Consider the following 17,352-nt stretch of genomic DNA (forward strand, 5'->3'; position numbering starts at 1 on the left):
AAGACCCTATCTAAGCGTCTTGAGCATGTCGTTTATATATCGTTGTAAGTTTTTCACTTGTTTTGCTTGATCTACTGTAATTCGTTGTATGTCCTTGCGGAAGTTCGCAAATGTTATCGTTGGACTACTATACGGATTGAGAGGGTTATGCTGAATTGATACGACCCTAAGATCATCCTCAAAGGTTATTCCGTCTGCAGTGTCGGCGATAACATGGATCGTGTCACCTAACCAAAAATCTTGTTCAATTTCAAGCAATTTCGGTTCATAGATTTTTTGGAATTCTACTTCTACAGTCATTTCTGGGTAAGGATTAACATGTTTCTTTAACGCAGAAATGATGCTACCAGCTTTCTTGTATCTCTCATCTTTAATCGGCTCCGCCCAGCGCGGTTTACCTTCAATGAGAAATTTATCTTCATCGGGATGAATGTAAAGAACTGGCTCAAAAACATACTCAGGCTCTTTTTCTTCATCTTTTTTCACTTCTTTTTCATCTTCTGTTGTTTTGCCATCCTTTGATTCAGAGGCGGAATCTGTTTCTTTTTGTGCGCCGTATCCCCACGCACGAGTGGTACAATTCTGAGAATCTGTCGTAATAGTAATGCCGGGCATGTTATAGCGACTATCAAGCACAAAGTCTATTTCTTGGCCCATCTTTTTGTAAACATGGATTTTGTAATTATCCACGTCTAACTCTATGCCATAATCTTCGATAATTTCATCCATCAGTTCTGTGGAATTCTTTTCACCGAAATTCTCCTGTTCCGCAGATGGAATTTCTCCATCTTTTGCATGTATGACATACTTGAAATCAGTTCCTTTAAGAGCAATATCAAGCGCTTCTTTAATACCTAACTTCTTAGAAATTGTTTTTTCAATTCTGTTATTAATCAACAGGACAGAAAAAATATGCGCAGCTGTAACCGTTTTTGTTAGCACTCCATTTTCCTGATGCAAACTTACATTCGTAATGTAGTATTTTTGATGATTATATTTCTTTTCATCAAGATATAAAATGTTGTCCACAACCAATAACTCAAACTCTGTGGCATTTTCCTGTGTGCGCGGCAGTGTAAAGCTGAACGATTTTTTACCTGTTGGATCGGCCGTGAAGTCAACAGACACACCAGTGATCTCTATGACATCCTTTCCATCCTTGCTTGATACGTGAAGCTGTGGAAAATCCACATCAGACGGCAAATGTTGATTGAGTGGCATGTCCTTCCCATCGTATTCCTTGCTTGGATACTCAGGTCCAGTTGGTGTTTCTGGTTCACTCGGCTCTTCTGGTAGATCATCCACATTATCGTATTGTGTGAGTTTGTAAGTGAAGATTATGCTGTTTAATTTCATTGCATAGTTGATGTCGGTGGCGTAACCACCTTTTGCAACAGCAGCAGTAGCCTTTTGATAGTCTTTTTCGCCAACCACTGCCTTATAACGACTGAGCCTAGTGTATAGGCTCCCCAAATCTTCTAGGCTTTCCGCAAATGAAGGATACTTCCTAAATGGAGCTTTCACTCTGGTTTCGTTACCGTGCTTATCCTGTTCTTTGGTCCACATCAGGACATACTTTCCTTTGTATGACCCTTTCACTCCAAAGAGATTATAGGCTTGCTGTGACAGGTCACTTGCTCCAAAACCACTTTCAAGGCACCCTTGAGCGATGACAAGACTTGCAAGGACATTATATTTTTTGTAAACTTTTTTCGCTCCAGGTGCTAGTTTTTTGATAAAGTCAACCGCAGCCATGTCATCCCTCCCTATGCGTAATAGAACCTTGTGTCAAACACAATTTCAATATCGCTGGCGTTTTGGATTTCGAAATCGTTTCGGCCAATATCAAGTGACGGAAGCCTACCAGATGTCTTGAGACGTTTCTTGTTAGCAACGGTGTACTGTTTAATAAAAGAAACCTCCCTTGATTTGGATATTTCATCTTCAATTTTCAAACGTTCACCTGTCGTATGATTGATGATTGTTACCCCTTTTCCTTTTGCTCTCAACGTCACTTGATAATCATGACGAAGTGGATTGATCCTAAAATCTCCAATGTTATAGATGCTGAACGTTTTTTTATTTTTAAATGAATATTCCAAGTCATCCCGCATCTCGATATTCATTCCGGGACTCCATCTTTCCCCCTCAAATGTTTGAGGGTTAAGTGATGTACTTTTGGATTCAGCAGCACCCAAAACGTCCGTAAATTCTACTGTAAACACAACATGATTCTTTTCTTTTTCCTTTGGAACTGAAAAATTCCCATCACAAGTCACCAAGAAGCGCCTGTTTGGGAATAAATCGCAAGCAATATAGTATGGGTACGGTTTAACTAATAAAGCATAAAGCTCGCTTCTGTAGCTGTAAAAATTCTCAGCTATTATAGAGTTCATATATATTTCAAGCTGAATCTGTCTTTCTTTGTACTTCACGTCCCTCGGGTGTTGCGGCAGTACAATACCATTAATTCGTGGTAATGACACTGTCTCAAATTCAACAATTGGTGAGGCAGGTGTCATGCTCAATGGATGAAAATGAGGAAGCAAGTCATTTAGACTTTGCTCACCCAATCCATTGTTAAAATCAATATATAATTCCATCTACCTCACCCCACTCATAAATGCTTGTTTTCTAAAACGTTCACCTGTCGTTTGATCTAGCTTTCGACCATCCATGTAGTTGTTACTATCTTTGGAGATTAATTGTTCAAAGCCTTTTTGCATCATCATTAATCCTTGAGACAGCAGGTCTATTTGTTGAGCCATAAGACCAATTTGCTTGTTTTGGTTCTCAATCATCTGTCTCATGTCAGATGCATCTTGCTGCCTGCTCTGAGGCTTGTCTCCTTTGTTACTAATGCGATCAAGCATCTGTAAAGCCGTGGAGATCATACCATCCCCAAAACTAGGCACTCCAAGCTCTTTACCGAGATTAGAGTATAACTGTAAAGAGCGTTTACGATACTTAGGCTCAGTCGTGATTGCATATTCTCGCCAGCCGTTTTCTCCCAGTTGTGCGATTTGGTGATTATCAATGACACCACCAGATGCATAACCGATGTAAGGGCCACCGCGTGCCATAGATTTTAATCCCGGATGGTTATAGATGCCACCATAACGCTTGTTTAGATAGTTAATCGCGGCAACGATTTGATGTACTGGATGTTTGATGTTTCCATATCCGGGCTTTTTGTATGCAGCAAATGTGCTTGGTATAAATTGCATAAGCCCTTGTGATGGATGTCCCGCCTTCCAGTTACTATCCCACCTGTTAACTAATGTCGGGTTTCCGCTTGATTCCTTCATGGCAATGGTTTCTAACGCTTTTGCATATGATGGAGAAATACCAGTGATACTGATAGCTTGTGCAACCCACTTTTTGACCGCAGCACTACCACCTACACCTTTGAATGCCCCTCCGTCTCCTCCAAAATCACCTAACGATTTTGTTAGAAATCCTAAAGCACCTTTTTGAATTGTCTTTAAAATACCTGTTCCAAGTCCGTCTATCCCTTTACCAGTTTTAAACGGGATGAGACCACCAAATATATTGCTGATAATTTTCTTTGGTCCGGCCATCACAAGATCAAACATATCTGATCCAAAATCCTTCACATTGCCTACTACTTCACCAGCTTTTTTAACGCCTTTTTTAAAGAAATCACCAACGCCGCCTGCATAACCGGGTAATCCCTGTGATGTGATTTTTTTGGTCTGATCATGAGGCAGGATTGATGTTCCGCGTGGTAAATCCCAAATTTGTGGACCACCAACACCGACCATGTATGTCCCGATACCAGGAGTGTGAGCTAATTCATAGCCTTCTTCACCTACAAGCGCGCGGCCACCCGGATGATAGTCTGTTCCTTTGGCATACGAATGTTCGGCGCCGCCTTTTTTACTTCCGTATCCTTTAGGTTTCCACTCTGGTATTGTTGGAATATTCATGAATTCGAGGACTTTATTAATGCCATAAGTAATTGTATTGACGACACCAGCTAAATCAACAAGGAATGTATCCCATGCTCCTAGTACTTCGCCAGTCTCCCAATCAACTTGATTGATATGCCCTTCTGCTTGTTTCTTCGCTTCCTTCACAACGCCTTTATGACTTTTTTCAGCTTCTTTTATTGTTTTTTCTCGTTGGTCTTTTGCGGCTTTAACTGTTTCGTCATGTTGCTTTTTGCTAATTGTCTTTTTAACGTAACGTTGATCATCCGCCTCTCTAATAACTGCAGCTGCTTCCTTTTTAGCATTACTAATAACCTTGTCTTTGGCATCTTTACTATGTTTAACTGTAGCTGCAGCCTGCTTTGCGGATAAATTGGAAGATTCTTCTTTTAGTTTTTTGGAGATGAGTGTTTGCTCATCCTTGCTTTTTGTAAGAGCCGTTTCAATTTCTTTATTCATTGCTTGTGTATGTTTTTTTACTTCTTCCCACTCTTTTTTATTCAATTCACGGTGTTCTTTAGCTGCTTTTTCATAGATTTTTTTTACTTTATTCTCGTGTTTCTCAATTTCCTTTTGCTTTTTCTCATTACCTTCTTTGATTGTATTAAGAATTTCCTTTTCGTCTTTATCCTTAAGAGAATCATTTTCCGCATAGAATTTCCCCAACACATCTAGGGCTTTATCAGCACTGTCTTGGTAACCTTTTTTCAACGTGCCTGCCATCTCTGAAAATTTTCCTGTCATATCTTTGGCTATGTCTTTGGTGATCTTTTTTTGATTCAGATAGAGACTATCTAACTTTGCATTAGCCTTTCTTTCCATATCCGTATAAGCATTTACTGCTTTGGATGTGGATTCAGATACTTTATCACCAAAATCTATTGTTGCTGGTAAGACCCGTTTTTGCAGGTTGTCATAATATTTAAATCCTGCTTCACCTAAAAGCGTGACACCCGTTATTAACATCCCTACAGGACCACCAAGCAACGATAAGCCGCCTCTAAGCAAACTCACAACACCTGCGCCTTTTTTGAAGATGTTAAACAGGCCAAAACCGCCCTTTGCAAGTTTTGCAAATCCTCCTGCGCCTTTTACGGCATTTACACCCATCATCACTATACCCTTACCGAATTTTAATATCTCCGGCAAAAATGAGAGTGCTAGACCGCCAATCATACCCATCGGTCCACCAAACATCATTAAACCCCCACCAGCAATCCGAGACGCGCCGCCAAGTCCACGCATTGTCCTTGATGTTCTTGTGGCCGTTTGATTTAGACGTCCCATACGAGTAGTCGCTAGACCTGTGTTTTGTTGTAAACGACCCATACGAGTAGACATAACGGCCGTTGATGCTGCAGCTGTGTTGATGCCAGTTGCCGCAGTTCGTGAAGCAACACCCGCTGCAGCAACTTGTGTCGAGTATACGCCTAGACTTGCTGATGACCCTCTAACAGTTCCCGTTAAATAGGTACCTGCAGTACGCAACACTCGCCATCCCTCTGCCATTCGGGGAATTAGACTCAATAGTAATAAAGAAGCCCCACCTAAAAGGCTGAAAGCTGTTACGGCTGCACCAGTAACGGCAATAGTTCCCATAACAGATGGTGGCAGATGATCAAACCAGTTAACTACTTTTGTTAATCCATCTACCACTTTTCGGGCTGTAGGGATAAATTGATTACCTAATGAAATGACCGCGTTATTTACTGCTGAACGCAGATACTCCACAGATCCCGCAAGGTTGTCCATTTGATCTTTTGCAACTTTTTCAGCTATACCGCCACTATTTTCTATTTCTTTTGTGAATTTGTTGATCTTATCACCACCTGCATGAAGCAAAGTGATAAAACCAGATAAAGCATGCTGACCAGCCAATTGCTTTGCGATACGGATTTTTTCGGTTTCCGTATAGTTTTTCGTCTTTTCGTTAATCTGATCTATGATGTTTGATAAAGGTTTCATGCGGCCGTTTGCGTCAGTAATACTCAGGCCAAGCTCATGTATTGCGTTACCAGCTGGCTTTGGAGGTGCCGCAAGCCTTGTTAATGTGGATCGTAATGCGGTACCTGCCATATCTGCCTTGATTCCACTGTTCGCCATGATACCCGTTGCGGCCGCTAACTCTTCCATGCTGACACCTGCAGTTTTTGCCGCAGGGCCAGCGTATTTCATTGTCTGTCCAATCTGTTGGAGTGTGGCGTTTGAATTGGTGAACGTGTAGGTCATTGCATCTGCTACGCGGTTTGTATCTTCTGCAGCAATATGAAACTCTGTGAGAATGTCAGATACAATATCTGCTGTTACACCTAAATCTGTTTGCCCTGCTGCCGCAGTAGCAAGCAAGCCCGGCATGGCACCGATAATGTTATTTGTCTTATAACCTGCCATTGCAAGGTATTGCATGCCTTCTGCTACTTGACCATCTGTAAATTGTGTCGTAGCCCCTAAATGACGCGCCGTTTCTGTAAGACGATCCATTTCATCATTTGATGCATTCGCCACGGCACCGACCCGGCTCATAGCCTTCTCGAAGTCTGCAGCTACCTTAACTGCGCCACCAATTGCAACGGTGCCTGCTACGCCGATACCTGTTAATGCCTTCCCTGCCATTCCCGCAGCAGAATAGACAGATTGCAACTCTTCTGATACTTCCCCAGCGTTCTTCTTAAAAACAGAAAAAACACCAGCTGCTTTATTGCTGGTGCTTTGCAAATGCTCAAATTCATTAGAAACCTGACGAAGCTCTTTTTCTAACTTCTGATGGACAGCGATGGACTCATTGAGTTTTCGAGCGTGAATTTGCGTTTCTCTTTTATCGCGCCCTTTTTCTCTGACCAATTGTTCATAACGTTTACGGTGCTCTTCTACTACTTTACCTTGAATACGATATTTATTGTTAAGTCCATCAACTTTGGCTTGCAATTCTTTTGCTCGATTGCCGGTATTCTTATAAATTTCAGTAGCTGCTTTAAATTCAGAATTAGCAAGACGCATTTGCCTTTGAAGCCCTGTTATACCTCTGTTAAAACCTGAGTCATCCAGATTGACTTTTGCGACCATATTGCCAATTGCTTGAGTCATTTATGTACCACCCCGCTTTCCTGACGAAGATTTCAAGACTTAGAATATTTGATCTATCGTTACTTCTTTTGTTTTGCTCGATTCAGCGTTCAATTCTAAGAAATGAAAAATATCCATTTGATCAATTTCATGCATCTTCCAGCCTTGCTCAAGTAATTTGGTATAGATTTTATTTAATTGATCTTTTCCGTTTTTTAAAGGCTCATCTACGCCTTCATGTCGGGCAAAAAATCTTTTTCTTCCTGTGTTTCTGCTGATTTAAACCCCATGATCTCCATCATGATTTTTCTAACTGCATCCGCAATTTCAAAGGATTGGAAGCCTTCTTGAAACTGATCGAAAGTAAATTGATTCTGAAATACACGTACAATGAATTTAATTCGTTCATTCAGACTTTTAACAAGTTCTTTCGCATTATCGGCACCCGCTGCTTTTTCATCTAACTCAAATGCCTCATAAAGTGTTTTTGCGTTTGTTCTTGGCGCAATAAACGTTTTGTGTTTTTTCTCTTCTTCGAACCAAATAGAGATAGAAATTTGTTTTTGAGTCATCGTGACTCCCCCTTATTTTTTATTTTCCAATGAAAAAAGAGAGCTTTTCAGCCCTCTTAAGCACCTTTTCCAATATCAACGCTGCTGCCGTGTTCTGCTTTATCATCTTTGTATGCATCACCGAAAACCGACTTATAAAATGCATCAAGATTAAAGTTTTCAGCATCTTCATCTGTGACCACTTTAAAAAGATCGTCCTGCTCACGGTCAACAAATTCCGCAGACAGTTTAATGGTTTGGAAATCTGTCTTATCTTCTTTTGTCTTCCACTCATCGCCTGGAAGAGAAAAACGCCCTTTTACTAAACCAACATGACGAGACTTCCCGTTTGCTTTTGGACCTTCAAACGTCATTGCGACCCATGGTGGGGTAATGTTCTTTTTGAACAAGTACAACCCGTTTTTGTCCTGTTCGATTCCTAGCAACTTCGCAAGAATTTCCATAGGAAGATCCCGCATTTCAATTTCTAGCTTCGTAGAACCAGTTGAAACCACTAAATCGACCAGTTTGTTATCTGCGTACTGCTTCTCAGTTGATGTCTCAGTTTCCACCTTCATATTGATTGCATATTCATATTTTAAAATTTCAGTAGGCACAAAGAATTTACCTTTCTTTTGCAATGGTGCAAACTGAACATTTTCCAAACCAGTTACTGAACTGTACTCAGCCATAGTTAGCCTCCTAGTATTATATTTTTTTCAAAACGATACCCTTTTCTTATCAATCTCTCTTTCTCTAAAAAGTCATTGATGGGTATAGATGGCACAAAATCTAAACGCTCCATCACATCACCGATTACAGCCATGATAGATTGTGGATCGATATTGTGATAAACATCAATTTGATAAGTTGCACTATCTTGTATGGGCCTGTTATCAGCCCATTTGATTGGCCTGTAGTTGATTTCTTGCAACACAACATACGGCGGACTCGACTTTGTACCCTCTAGCACTGCAAGTTCATAGATATCACCTTTGTCTATTAAAGACAAAAGCGCTGGATCATTCTCCAACGCTTCAAAAATGGCATTCTTGCAAGTATCTGCACGCCTTATTAAGTTTTGATTGTTCATAGTTTGCTCAGCGCCTGTCGGTATTTATCAGCGACTTTACGTATAGCCTCGTCCCATTTTGCGTCAACAGTTCGCGTAAAGAATTTTTGCGCGGGCTGGTGTAATGTGCCGAATTCAGGAAAATGGATTCTCCATCGAGTATCATCCCGAGACTTCGATTTCGGCCAACCAACAGCCACATATTTCAATCCGTCACCATCAGTGCGAAGTCGGGTAATATCAAGATCATCCTGCATATGTTTTTGGCCTTTGTCGGATCTTGGTGTGTTTGGATGAAGTTCATCTTTTATCACGGTTGCGCCAGCTGTGAGAGCTTCTTTATGCATTTTGCTTACTTTTCTTTGCATGTTGCCAATGGCGTTTTCTAATTCCTCTAAGCCGTCGATTTGTAAATTAAACATCACTACTTCACCGCCTTTGCCCTCACTGTAAGAAAATGAAGCCTTGAATAATTCGGTAATATAGACTCAATTTCGTAAGTTTTCCCTTGGAATAGGAGTCTCATGTGTTCGTCGATATCATCTCGATGACGAATGGTGAATTTGATCGTATGTTCTTTTTGGATAGCAGCCGCAGCATAATATTCAGCGCCTTTTAAGCCCTCTGCTTTGGCCCAGCACTCAACCACGGTTTCCCAGCCATTGTCACCGTTCACAGGCAAACGGTTCTTTTCTTTTTTCTGCTGAAACTGGATGCGGTGTCTCATGTCATTCAGCATTTTTTTCACCGTCCACAACCAAGTATTTGAGTTGATTGACCATTGTTGTGAGCACCCCGTCTAGATTTGATGTCGTGCCGGATATTTGCCTATTCTCATACCAGTGAGTTGTAAATGACATGACCGCCAGCTCTGCTCGGGCTGAACTATTAGGAAATTTCAGACCTGTCGCATTCGTGATGTACTCTTTTGCTGAAGCGATAAAATGTAAAATCAAATCATCCTCCGCATCACCATCAATGCGGAGGTATTTTTTCGCTTTTTCAAGTTCTTTTTGTTCTGCCTCAGTCATTTGGCATCACCTTTATTCAGATTTTGGGTTTTCTAAAGCTTCAACCTTATTTTGCAATTCGATGATCAAGTCTTTTACAGCAGAGTTGAGATTTTCCCACATAACGCTGCCTTTGCCGATTGTCCGGGAATTTACTGAACCATCACTTAGATGTTCATTTTTAACAGAGCCAGACTCTAATACTGCAGCGTCACCCTTATCACCTTTCGGCCCCTGCTCTCCCGGATCGCCTTTTTCTCCTTTTGGACCTTGAGGACCAGTATCACCCTTCGGACCCTTTTCACCTTGCATACCTTGAATGAAGAGAGGGTTTTCTTCACTGTTTCCTTTTAAATAAACAGGCGTGATAGGTTTACCGTCTGCGCCCTCCTCTGCAGATGTGTATACTCCATTACTTTCAAACAAATAATCTTTAGCCATGATAGATCAATTCCTTTCAATTTTTATTTTCCAGCGTCTACGGACTTATCTTCAGAAGGTGTTTCAACTACTGCTTCCTCACCTACAACTAAATCAGTAACAATTACTGCGGCTTCTGGATCAACTACTTTTCCGTCAAATCGTTCAATACCTCTGAAATATGTTTGATCTGTTAGGAATGCATCTGAGCCGATGTCAGTTGATTTGATCTCGAATTTTTGACGATCAAACATAAAGTATGCATTTTTAAAATCACCGAATAGAATATGAGTTTTTTGTTTATCGTCTGTGACAATCTCGTCATACACTTCAACGGGTCTACCGAATAAAAGGAAGCTATCCTCATTGCGTGGGTCCTCGGCTAAAATCCCGCGGCCGTTTTTATCTTCAATGTTTGCTAACGTTTCAAATGCCTCTGTATTCATCACCCATTTTGCATTTTTTCGATAGCCTCTTTTGATTTGGTTTTTAACTTTTCTCAAAAACTTAATTGTAATTAGAGAAGGAGCTTTGAGAGATTTATATTTTTTGCTTGTTATAATCCCCTCTACGTTGTTTTCTCCGCCTTTTCCATAGAAGACTTCATCATTTTCAGTTACAGTTGCAGATTCAGAGAGCCATTCTACAATCTCCCTCACAAAATTAATGAAAGAATCATTCAATAATTCGTTTGGGATAGGCAAAAAGCCAGCAAATTTTTTGACGTTGTATGTGATTTGGTCGAACTCCATATTTTTGAGTTCTTTGATCGCTTCTTTTTCAGCAATGTTATATAACTTCCCTGCAGCACCCTTTCTTACTGGATAGCTACCTCCCGGTGCCGTCTTTGGTACAACCCGTACCAAGTTACGAACAGAATTTAATTCTTGAATGGACTTAATTATCTGTTTTGAAATGTCATCCGGTACTGTATACCCGCCATCCTTATCACTTTTGGATGAAAGTTGTCTGTTTTCTTTTAGAACTTCCTGCAGCATTTTCCGTTCTTCGTTCCCTAATTCTTCCTCACGGCCAGTCAAGACCTTGAACCATGCATTTCTATATTCTTGTGTCCCTGTTAAGCTGCGCTCTTCTTCAGACGATTCAGATTCAGGATCTCTTTTCTGTTCTGGGACATAATGTCTGTCTTCAATGTCTGGTGCATCGAGTTCTCTTTCCTCAGACATCATTTCAATTCTCTTTTGCAAAGACTTTGCCTCATCCAGCATAGAACGTGCTTCTTCGTCTTTTCCTTCACTTAGTAAATTTCTAGCTTCTTGTCTTTTCTGCGTAAACTGCTGACGCAGTTGACGTTCCTCTTTACTCATCATTACTGGCATAGATTTTCCTCCTTGATTTTGAGCATAAAAAAAGACCCATTATATATTCAGGTCTAATAAGTCTAGTTCCAGCTCAATCCTCTTATTTGATGTGCTTTTTTGTCTTTTTAAAACTTCTACTTTTTCTAAACTTCTTTCTCCCACAACAGCTTCCGTATCGCTATATGCAGGAGTTGTCACAAGTGAGATGTCAAAAATGCGATTGATTTGATTGATTCGGCGCTCATATAACTTTTCATCTTCATTTCTTGTCCATTCATCAGGTTCTTCATCACCTGAATGATCAAGAGAAAACGAAAAAGAACATTGATTGATCACGCCTGCTCTCAAATTCTTCATCAAATCTTGTCCGTATGTGGTGTCTGTTGGCTCAAATCTAAATTTCAGACCTATTGCATCAACAGTTAATTGGAGACTACCAGCGCCTGTTGAAACAGTGTTTCTTGCTAATGGATAATCAATTTTATGATTAAATAAAGCAATTACATTGGACATATCTGCTTCGTCCAACGCTCCACGGCTTATGATTTCCTTAAACCACCCAAGACGCTCAGACCATTTTTCAAATTTAAGAGCATAACCCTCTACATATTCACTTTTGTTTTCATCATCAAGTGACCTAACTTCAATTTCCGTCGTTAGCTGTCTGATTTCCTTCGGCATTATTCGGATCACCTCCTTTATGGCCAGCTTTAGCCATCTGATATTGATCTAACATATCTAGGAAAGTGTAGTTAAGTGAAACAAGGTGTCTGTCACCATCAGGGATAGCATTCTTCGATTCAAGAGCACGAATTTCATTTATATTCATAGCTCCTATTCGTTCCATAATTTCATAGAATTCAGCTCTTGATTTTGAATCACCACGCAATTCACTATTTACGTTAAATTGCACATACAACCCTTGTCCGATTTCATTATCAGTAAACAGCTTCGTATTAATTTCTTGTTCAAAAGAAACGATCCACGGCTGTAAAGTGTTCTTCACATATTCAATGGATTGATGTTCGATATTACTAAATGTAGCGCGGTCCAATTCGTTTATCTTATGAAGAGGGACCTTGAATATGGAAGCGATTTGAGCCTTATTGAATTTCATAGACTCTACAAATTCTGCATCTTTTAGAGGCATTGAAATAGATTGATAATCAAGACCAGCATCAACAATCGCAATACTTTCACCCGCATTTACTCTCTGCCATTCTTTTCTTGCAACCTCTTTTGCCTCTGGTTGTAACAGGGTCGGGATTTTCAAAATACCTCTTGGTGTTGCATCATTTTTGTATAATTTTGCATTAAACTTTGTTGCAGCAGATTGAGCACCAATATGTTCCCTTGCCACTTGAATTGGACTGAGGCCTACTATTCCATCTTCCGTCATTCCTTTAAAGTGCAGAACTTCTTCCGCATGCAATTCAGCTCGTTTGTTATTAATGATTGTTTCGTACCACAATATACCTGTGTTTGGATCGAGATACGGATTTGTATTCGCTGGATTAAGAGGGATTAATGTTTTGATATCACCTGTTTTATCTGAAAGAATCAAAGAATATGCGTTTCCCCACGTACAAACATGCGTCATCATTACTTTTTTCCAAGTAAAAGCTGTCATATATTGATTGGGCTTTAAATAGAGCAATTTAAAAACAGGATGGTCACGCACTCCTGAAATATTCTCTCCCAGCCTCCGAAACATATGGACAGATAGTTTTGCTATATCATCTGACAAAACATTGATACAAGAAAAAACGTCAGGATGTTTTAATGAGGTCGATTCACTCACTTTCTCTCCGCTTGCTGTTTTACCACCACCGAAAATATCAAACACCCATTGCGGGACCTGTGACATCCCCCAGCCACTGTCTGAATCTGCTGATCTTTTAGAGAACATACCTTCTAATAACAATTAATCACCTCCTTCGGCTCATTAAAATTGCTGTAAATATAAAAAAACCACCAGTCACTAAAAGACCGATGATTTCGTGTATTTTATAAGCTGCTATTGTAATAAAGATTGCCCCAGCAAAAAATACTAGGTCATTTAAGATTGAGTACAGAAAAATCATAACTTGCTTAATGATATTTTTCATTAGAATGAGAAGCCTCCTGACAAAATATACTCATTCAAATCTAAATGATCATCATTTTGACTAGCTCTCACATGAGCATTTATAAGTGCAGCTGCTGGGTCAATACGTTGTGACGATTTTGATTTATCAAGCATGATGTTCTCTTGAGCATCAATTTTTGTTACAGTATTCCCCATTGCCCAAGTTAGAAGATCGTTATTATCATGTATAACTTTTCGCGCTTTGACCTTTTCACGAAAATCTTTAGTTGGCTCTGACAAAGTCTGCACCCCTTGCCTAATCTCGATCATGACGTAGCCATCAGCCTCCATCTGCTGAGCAAACTGCGTAGCATTATATGGATCATAACCAATCTCTTTAATTTTCCAACCCTTTTCTTCTTCAAGACGTTTGATGTAAGCACGTATATAATCGTAATCAACAACAGCTCCATCAGTAAGCGTGAGCCAGCCTTTCTTGACCCACAGATCATAAGGGACTCGGTCTGTCTTCATTCGTTCATGAAATGTATCTTCTGGCATGAAACCATGTGATGTCACAAAAAACATACCGTTTTCAAGTTGGAATTCAAAACTTGCAGCAGTTAAGTCGATGCGTTTTGACAAGTCGATACCTACATAGCACTCTTTACCATAAAGATCAGGAAGACTCTCATGTTTCCCGCAATCAGACCACGCCTGCATGTCCATATATCCACCATCACGCATGTTAACCCAGATGTTCATGTTTTTGGTTAAGAAATTACGCATTTTTTCTGGAACTGCAAGGGCCACCTCTAACTCTCCGCGCAAGAAATTCAAGCCATGTTCATTAGCAGCAACAATCGGATTTGCTTTAATCCAATTTCGTTCATCTTTGATGTCATCATCTGGATCAAGTTCATTAATCATGACAAAATATTGATCGTTTGTTTCTACATTGTTTGGATCGACAATTTTAGAAACATATTGGTACTCTACTCTATACGCAGGATTATTTAATTCAAATCCAGCTGTCGTAATAATCATCATGAGTGGTTGTGTTCTTGTTGCCATCCCTGATGCAAGAACATCATATATTTCAGATGTTTTATGAGCATGATATTCATCTATAATGCCGCATTGAGGGTTAAAACCATCACCTGTTTTCCCTGCATCTTTTGATAGCGCCTCAATTTTTGACAACGTTTTAAGGTGTTCTATTTGTCCATACGCGACCCGGTATTTTTTTTCAGGTACATTAAGCAGCTCACACTTGCTGATTTGAGCTTTAATTTCATTCCAGCATATCTTGGCTTGCTCTGCTTTTGTTGCACCTATATAGACCTCAGACATATATTCGTCATTAGCGAATGCCTCAAACGACCCCACACAAGCAAGGCTTTGTGTCTTAGCATTTTTACGGCCGACTTGCCAGTAAGCTTTTTTAAATCTCCTGTATCCCGTATCTTTATGTACCCAACCGTAAATATTACCAAAAATAAAAATTTGAATCGGTTCAGGTACAATATTTTCTCCTTGCAATGGACCCTTTGTATGTTTAAATTGTGTCATCCAGAATAGGAATCGTCTTGCCTTCTCGTCATCAAAGAAATAAGGGAAATCTGCTGTTCCTTCTCTTTCAATATCTTTTAAAAAGCGTTCACAGGCCCATTGGTGTTTTTGACACGCCAAAATTTCCCCTGATATAACATCACGGGAATAACCAATCATAAATTGTTTAATTGTCATACATTAAACTCCTTTTCCGCTGCCGTCTTTTCTCTGATCTCCTGTGTTTTAGTGATTGCTAGTTTTGCGCGTGCTGATGGAGTAAGACCGAAGTCGTTTGCAGCTGATTTCATTTGATCAAAGAAGTTCTTTTGTCTTTTCAATAATGGGTGTTCTTCTCCAATCAATTCAATTGGATTTCCGTCCTCATCAAATCCATCTTTATGAACCATGAGTCCATCTTCCTCTATCACCTTGGTAATAGAAATATATTGAGAATAGGCATTACAATAGGCGGCCAACATGCTGATATCTGCCTCCGTTATAATGTCCACTTCTTTTAATAACGCAGCGATCCGTTTAAATTCTTTCTTGGCCACTTTATCCAACCAGGATGGAGGTTTAATATTGTCAGAACGCATTTTCATTTTCTGTTCTTGTTCAGCACGCATTGCCAATTCGTCAGTATTTTTCTTGTTTGGGTTACCTTGTATTAATTGAAGTGTTGCGGATTTTGCAGGTCTCGGCATATTTTCCACCTCATTCCGTTTCAGTTTTTTATAATTTCTGCTTGTTTTTGAGCTAATTCATGCTATGATCGAATTAACAACAAAACCAGTCGTATCAAGCCCTCTCGGTATTTTCGCCGAGGGGGTTTTTCGTGTTTTCGGAAACTTTGAAAAGCGGAGTTTGTTTGCAGACGACGGCTCACCGATCTTCACAAAGCCGTTTTCTAGGGATTTAATGCCGGGGGGTACTTATGACCCTCGCTTGCCATGAACCTTGTTGTGACAGCTATTACACATGCTTTCGAGGTTATTTAAATCTAATCGTTTGTTCCAATCCTGTTTTAGCTCCACTATGTGATGAACCATGTCAGCAGGTACGACACGATCTTGTTTTAAACAGCTTTGACAAAGGTAATTGTCTCGCATTAGAACAAGTTGTCTTGTCTGTTTCCACTCTTTCGATTTGTAAAAGCTTGTTGATTGTTTATCTCTAACATGTTTGTTGTAATACTTTGCTTCCTGCTGCTTGCCATCAGCATGAGCAGGACAATAACCATCCCTTGTTAACTCCCTGCACCCTCGCACCTTACACTCCCTCAATGGTTTAGGTGGCATTGGATTCACCAGCTTTCCTCTCATCTATCATCGCAAACAAAACAAAGGCATGAAGATGCCCTACTTTCTGCACAGCATAAAATTCCCTGTGCTGCCTTTGATATGATGCTAGATAGGATCGTGTTGCTTCATAGGACAGAGTCTGGCTGACATGTAGTAAGCTGTCTATAGCTTGCCTGTCCCTCACACCGTAAGAACCAAGCATACCTAACCCCCTGATGATCTCACCATCTGCCCATATGCATCCCCTTTTATTAAGGGCTTTAAGACCGTTATACAATTGGTCTGTCCTTATTGCGTGTCCAATTGCTGTGTTAATGATTAGTTCCCTGAGTGAGTTGTCCACGTTGTGTCCCTCCCCAAAATAAAAAGCACCCCGAAGGATGCTATGAATTATTCAATCTCTGTTTCGCTTCATCAATTAGAGGAAGCATAAGACGTTTGACACTTTCATGTAGCTGCGTATACTTTTCAAAACGTCGTTGTGCGCTTCTATGTGTCGTTGCTTGTTCATAAAAACTGCGGGCCTTTCTCAATTCTCGTAATTTCTGACGGATGACTTTATTTGTAGCAGAAACAACATTCGAGTTTCCACAATGAGGACAGGAGAAGAATTGGATTACAATTCCTTTCGCTTCTTTTATCTCTCTCACTTCCACAGCATAATATGTTTGGCATTTCTCGCACAAAACATCATTCATTTAACTTTCTCCTCATTGATATGAACTACTTCAATGGCATTCTCCTTTAACCATTGAAATTCATAGCAGTTGATTATTGGATTTCGATAATAGCCCGGCAGTAAAATTAAAACTGTTTCTCTAGGATTTACCCCGTCTAGCATTGCCGGGTTCCTTGAAACAAATTGCGGATATTTATACTGTGGGAATCTCTTCTTCACATGTCGCCATAGCGCTCTTGCCTGACGAGTGTTTGCCCCTACGATGAAAGTACTTGTACGTTGTTTTGAACAGCCTTTTAAGATTAAGAGTTCCAATGCTCTTCCTCCATATAAAAAAGCACCGCCCTATTGGACAGTGC

The 17,352-nt window shown here is 40.1% G+C and carries 20 protein-coding genes; all 20 read right to left on the reverse strand.

What is annotated here, in order from left to right:
• Window positions 1-6 precede the first annotated feature (6 nt).
• Window positions 7-1,755 carry a phage tail protein gene (locus NSQ36_RS12145; protein WP_339205812.1) on the reverse strand — a complete coding sequence of 583 codons (1,749 nt, stop codon included), beginning with the start codon at window positions 1,753-1,755 and terminating at the stop codon, window positions 7-9.
• A gap of 11 nt (window positions 1,756-1,766) precedes the next feature.
• Complete coding sequence (locus NSQ36_RS12150; RefSeq protein ID WP_339205814.1) at window positions 1,767-2,603, reverse strand: phage tail domain-containing protein; 837 nt, start codon at window positions 2,601-2,603, stop codon at window positions 1,767-1,769.
• Entirely contained in the window at window positions 2,604-7,037 is a 4,434-nt protein-coding gene (locus tag NSQ36_RS12155; RefSeq protein WP_339205816.1) for a phage tail tape measure protein, read from the reverse strand.
• A gap of 206 nt (window positions 7,038-7,243) precedes the next feature.
• Window positions 7,244-7,588, reverse strand: a complete 345-nt coding sequence (locus tag NSQ36_RS12160) for a hypothetical protein (RefSeq protein WP_137055688.1) — start codon at window positions 7,586-7,588, stop codon at window positions 7,244-7,246.
• Between the two features lie 56 nt (window positions 7,589-7,644).
• Window positions 7,645-8,259, reverse strand: coding sequence for a major tail protein (locus tag NSQ36_RS12165; protein ID WP_339205818.1), 615 nt, complete (start codon window positions 8,257-8,259; stop codon window positions 7,645-7,647).
• Between the two features lie 2 nt (window positions 8,260-8,261).
• Window positions 8,262-8,660 carry a DUF3168 domain-containing protein gene (locus NSQ36_RS12170; RefSeq protein WP_339205819.1) on the reverse strand — a complete coding sequence of 133 codons (399 nt, stop codon included), beginning with the start codon at window positions 8,658-8,660 and terminating at the stop codon, window positions 8,262-8,264.
• Window positions 8,657-9,061: an HK97-gp10 family putative phage morphogenesis protein gene (locus NSQ36_RS12175; RefSeq protein WP_339205820.1), complete on the reverse strand. Its 405-nt coding sequence runs from the start codon at window positions 9,059-9,061 to the stop codon at window positions 8,657-8,659. The genes NSQ36_RS12170 and NSQ36_RS12175 overlap by 4 nt, the downstream gene beginning before the upstream one ends.
• Window positions 9,062-9,063: 2 nt before the next feature.
• Window positions 9,064-9,378 carry a phage head closure protein gene (locus NSQ36_RS12180; RefSeq protein WP_339207359.1) on the reverse strand — a complete coding sequence of 105 codons (315 nt, stop codon included), beginning with the start codon at window positions 9,376-9,378 and terminating at the stop codon, window positions 9,064-9,066.
• Window positions 9,368-9,670, reverse strand: a complete 303-nt coding sequence (locus tag NSQ36_RS12185; RefSeq protein ID WP_106071416.1) for a head-tail connector protein — start codon at window positions 9,668-9,670, stop codon at window positions 9,368-9,370. The genes NSQ36_RS12180 and NSQ36_RS12185 overlap by 11 nt, the downstream gene beginning before the upstream one ends.
• 12 nt (window positions 9,671-9,682) lie before the next feature.
• The gene (locus NSQ36_RS12190) at window positions 9,683-10,090 is read right to left on the reverse strand and encodes a collagen-like protein (protein WP_065098252.1); all 408 of its coding nucleotides are present in this window, start codon (window positions 10,088-10,090) and stop codon (window positions 9,683-9,685) included.
• 23 nt (window positions 10,091-10,113) lie between these two features.
• Window positions 10,114-11,409, reverse strand: coding sequence for a phage major capsid protein (locus NSQ36_RS12195; protein ID WP_061408922.1), 1,296 nt, complete (start codon window positions 11,407-11,409; stop codon window positions 10,114-10,116).
• A gap of 39 nt (window positions 11,410-11,448) precedes the next feature.
• Entirely contained in the window at window positions 11,449-12,072 is a 624-nt protein-coding gene (locus NSQ36_RS12200) for an HK97 family phage prohead protease (protein WP_061408925.1), read from the reverse strand.
• Entirely contained in the window at window positions 12,035-13,315 is a 1,281-nt protein-coding gene (locus tag NSQ36_RS12205) for a phage portal protein (RefSeq protein ID WP_061408928.1), read from the reverse strand. The genes NSQ36_RS12200 and NSQ36_RS12205 overlap by 38 nt, the downstream gene beginning before the upstream one ends.
• Before the next feature lie 4 nt (window positions 13,316-13,319).
• Window positions 13,320-13,499: a hypothetical protein gene (locus NSQ36_RS12210; protein WP_035701870.1), complete on the reverse strand. Its 180-nt coding sequence runs from the start codon at window positions 13,497-13,499 to the stop codon at window positions 13,320-13,322.
• A complete protein-coding gene (locus NSQ36_RS12215) occupies window positions 13,499-15,208 on the reverse strand; it encodes a terminase TerL endonuclease subunit (protein WP_339205824.1) in 1,710 nt (569 codons plus the stop codon). Before NSQ36_RS12215 ends, NSQ36_RS12210 begins: the two co-directional genes overlap by 1 nt.
• On the reverse strand, window positions 15,205-15,717 hold the full coding sequence (locus NSQ36_RS12220; protein ID WP_306010993.1) for a phage terminase small subunit P27 family: 513 nt from the start codon (window positions 15,715-15,717) through the stop codon (window positions 15,205-15,207). Before NSQ36_RS12220 ends, NSQ36_RS12215 begins: the two co-directional genes overlap by 4 nt.
• A 228-nt stretch (window positions 15,718-15,945) precedes the next feature.
• A complete protein-coding gene (locus tag NSQ36_RS12225) occupies window positions 15,946-16,311 on the reverse strand; it encodes an HNH endonuclease (protein ID WP_339207362.1) in 366 nt (121 codons plus the stop codon).
• Complete coding sequence (locus tag NSQ36_RS12230; protein WP_339205826.1) at window positions 16,301-16,657, reverse strand: hypothetical protein; 357 nt, start codon at window positions 16,655-16,657, stop codon at window positions 16,301-16,303. Before NSQ36_RS12230 ends, NSQ36_RS12225 begins: the two co-directional genes overlap by 11 nt.
• A 40-nt stretch (window positions 16,658-16,697) precedes the next feature.
• The gene (locus NSQ36_RS12235; protein ID WP_106035266.1) at window positions 16,698-17,012 is read right to left on the reverse strand and encodes a transglycosylase; all 315 of its coding nucleotides are present in this window, start codon (window positions 17,010-17,012) and stop codon (window positions 16,698-16,700) included.
• Window positions 17,009-17,308 carry a hypothetical protein gene (locus NSQ36_RS12240; protein WP_339205827.1) on the reverse strand — a complete coding sequence of 100 codons (300 nt, stop codon included), beginning with the start codon at window positions 17,306-17,308 and terminating at the stop codon, window positions 17,009-17,011. The genes NSQ36_RS12235 and NSQ36_RS12240 overlap by 4 nt, the downstream gene beginning before the upstream one ends.
• Between the last annotated feature and the right edge of the window lie 44 nt (window positions 17,309-17,352).

The organism is Bacillus sp. FSL W8-1143, assembly GCF_037965155.1.
GTDB lineage: Bacteria > Bacillota > Bacilli > Bacillales > Bacillaceae > Bacillus > Bacillus pumilus.

Bases quoted from the DNA above. Each gene is read 5' to 3' on its own strand.
- NSQ36_RS12145 (WP_339205812.1), bottom strand. From the start codon at position 1,755: ATGGCTGCGGTTGACTTTATCAAAAAACTAGCACCTGGAGCGAAAAAA.
- NSQ36_RS12150 (WP_339205814.1), bottom strand. From the start codon at position 2,603: ATGGAATTATATATTGATTTTAACAATGGATTGGGTGAGCAAAGTCTA.
- NSQ36_RS12155 (WP_339205816.1), bottom strand. From the start codon at position 7,037: ATGACTCAAGCAATTGGCAATATGGTCGCAAAAGTCAATCTGGATGAC.
- NSQ36_RS12160 (WP_137055688.1), bottom strand. From the start codon at position 7,588: ATGACTCAAAAACAAATTTCTATCTCTATTTGGTTCGAAGAAGAGAAA.
- NSQ36_RS12165 (WP_339205818.1), bottom strand. From the start codon at position 8,259: ATGGCTGAGTACAGTTCAGTAACTGGTTTGGAAAATGTTCAGTTTGCA.
- NSQ36_RS12170 (WP_339205819.1), bottom strand. From the start codon at position 8,660: ATGAACAATCAAAACTTAATAAGGCGTGCAGATACTTGCAAGAATGCC.
- NSQ36_RS12175 (WP_339205820.1), bottom strand. From the start codon at position 9,061: ATGTTTAATTTACAAATCGACGGCTTAGAGGAATTAGAAAACGCCATT.
- NSQ36_RS12180 (WP_339207359.1), bottom strand. From the start codon at position 9,378: ATGCTGAATGACATGAGACACCGCATCCAGTTTCAGCAGAAAAAAGAA.
- NSQ36_RS12185 (WP_106071416.1), bottom strand. From the start codon at position 9,670: ATGACTGAGGCAGAACAAAAAGAACTTGAAAAAGCGAAAAAATACCTC.
- NSQ36_RS12190 (WP_065098252.1), bottom strand. From the start codon at position 10,090: ATGGCTAAAGATTATTTGTTTGAAAGTAATGGAGTATACACATCTGCA.
- NSQ36_RS12195 (WP_061408922.1), bottom strand. From the start codon at position 11,409: ATGCCAGTAATGATGAGTAAAGAGGAACGTCAACTGCGTCAGCAGTTT.
- NSQ36_RS12200 (WP_061408925.1), bottom strand. From the start codon at position 12,072: ATGCCGAAGGAAATCAGACAGCTAACGACGGAAATTGAAGTTAGGTCA.
- NSQ36_RS12210 (WP_035701870.1), bottom strand. From the start codon at position 13,499: ATGAAAAATATCATTAAGCAAGTTATGATTTTTCTGTACTCAATCTTA.
- NSQ36_RS12215 (WP_339205824.1), bottom strand. From the start codon at position 15,208: ATGACAATTAAACAATTTATGATTGGTTATTCCCGTGATGTTATATCA.
- NSQ36_RS12220 (WP_306010993.1), bottom strand. From the start codon at position 15,717: ATGCCGAGACCTGCAAAATCCGCAACACTTCAATTAATACAAGGTAAC.
- NSQ36_RS12225 (WP_339207362.1), bottom strand. From the start codon at position 16,311: ATGCCACCTAAACCATTGAGGGAGTGTAAGGTGCGAGGGTGCAGGGAG.
- NSQ36_RS12235 (WP_106035266.1), bottom strand. From the start codon at position 17,012: ATGAATGATGTTTTGTGCGAGAAATGCCAAACATATTATGCTGTGGAA.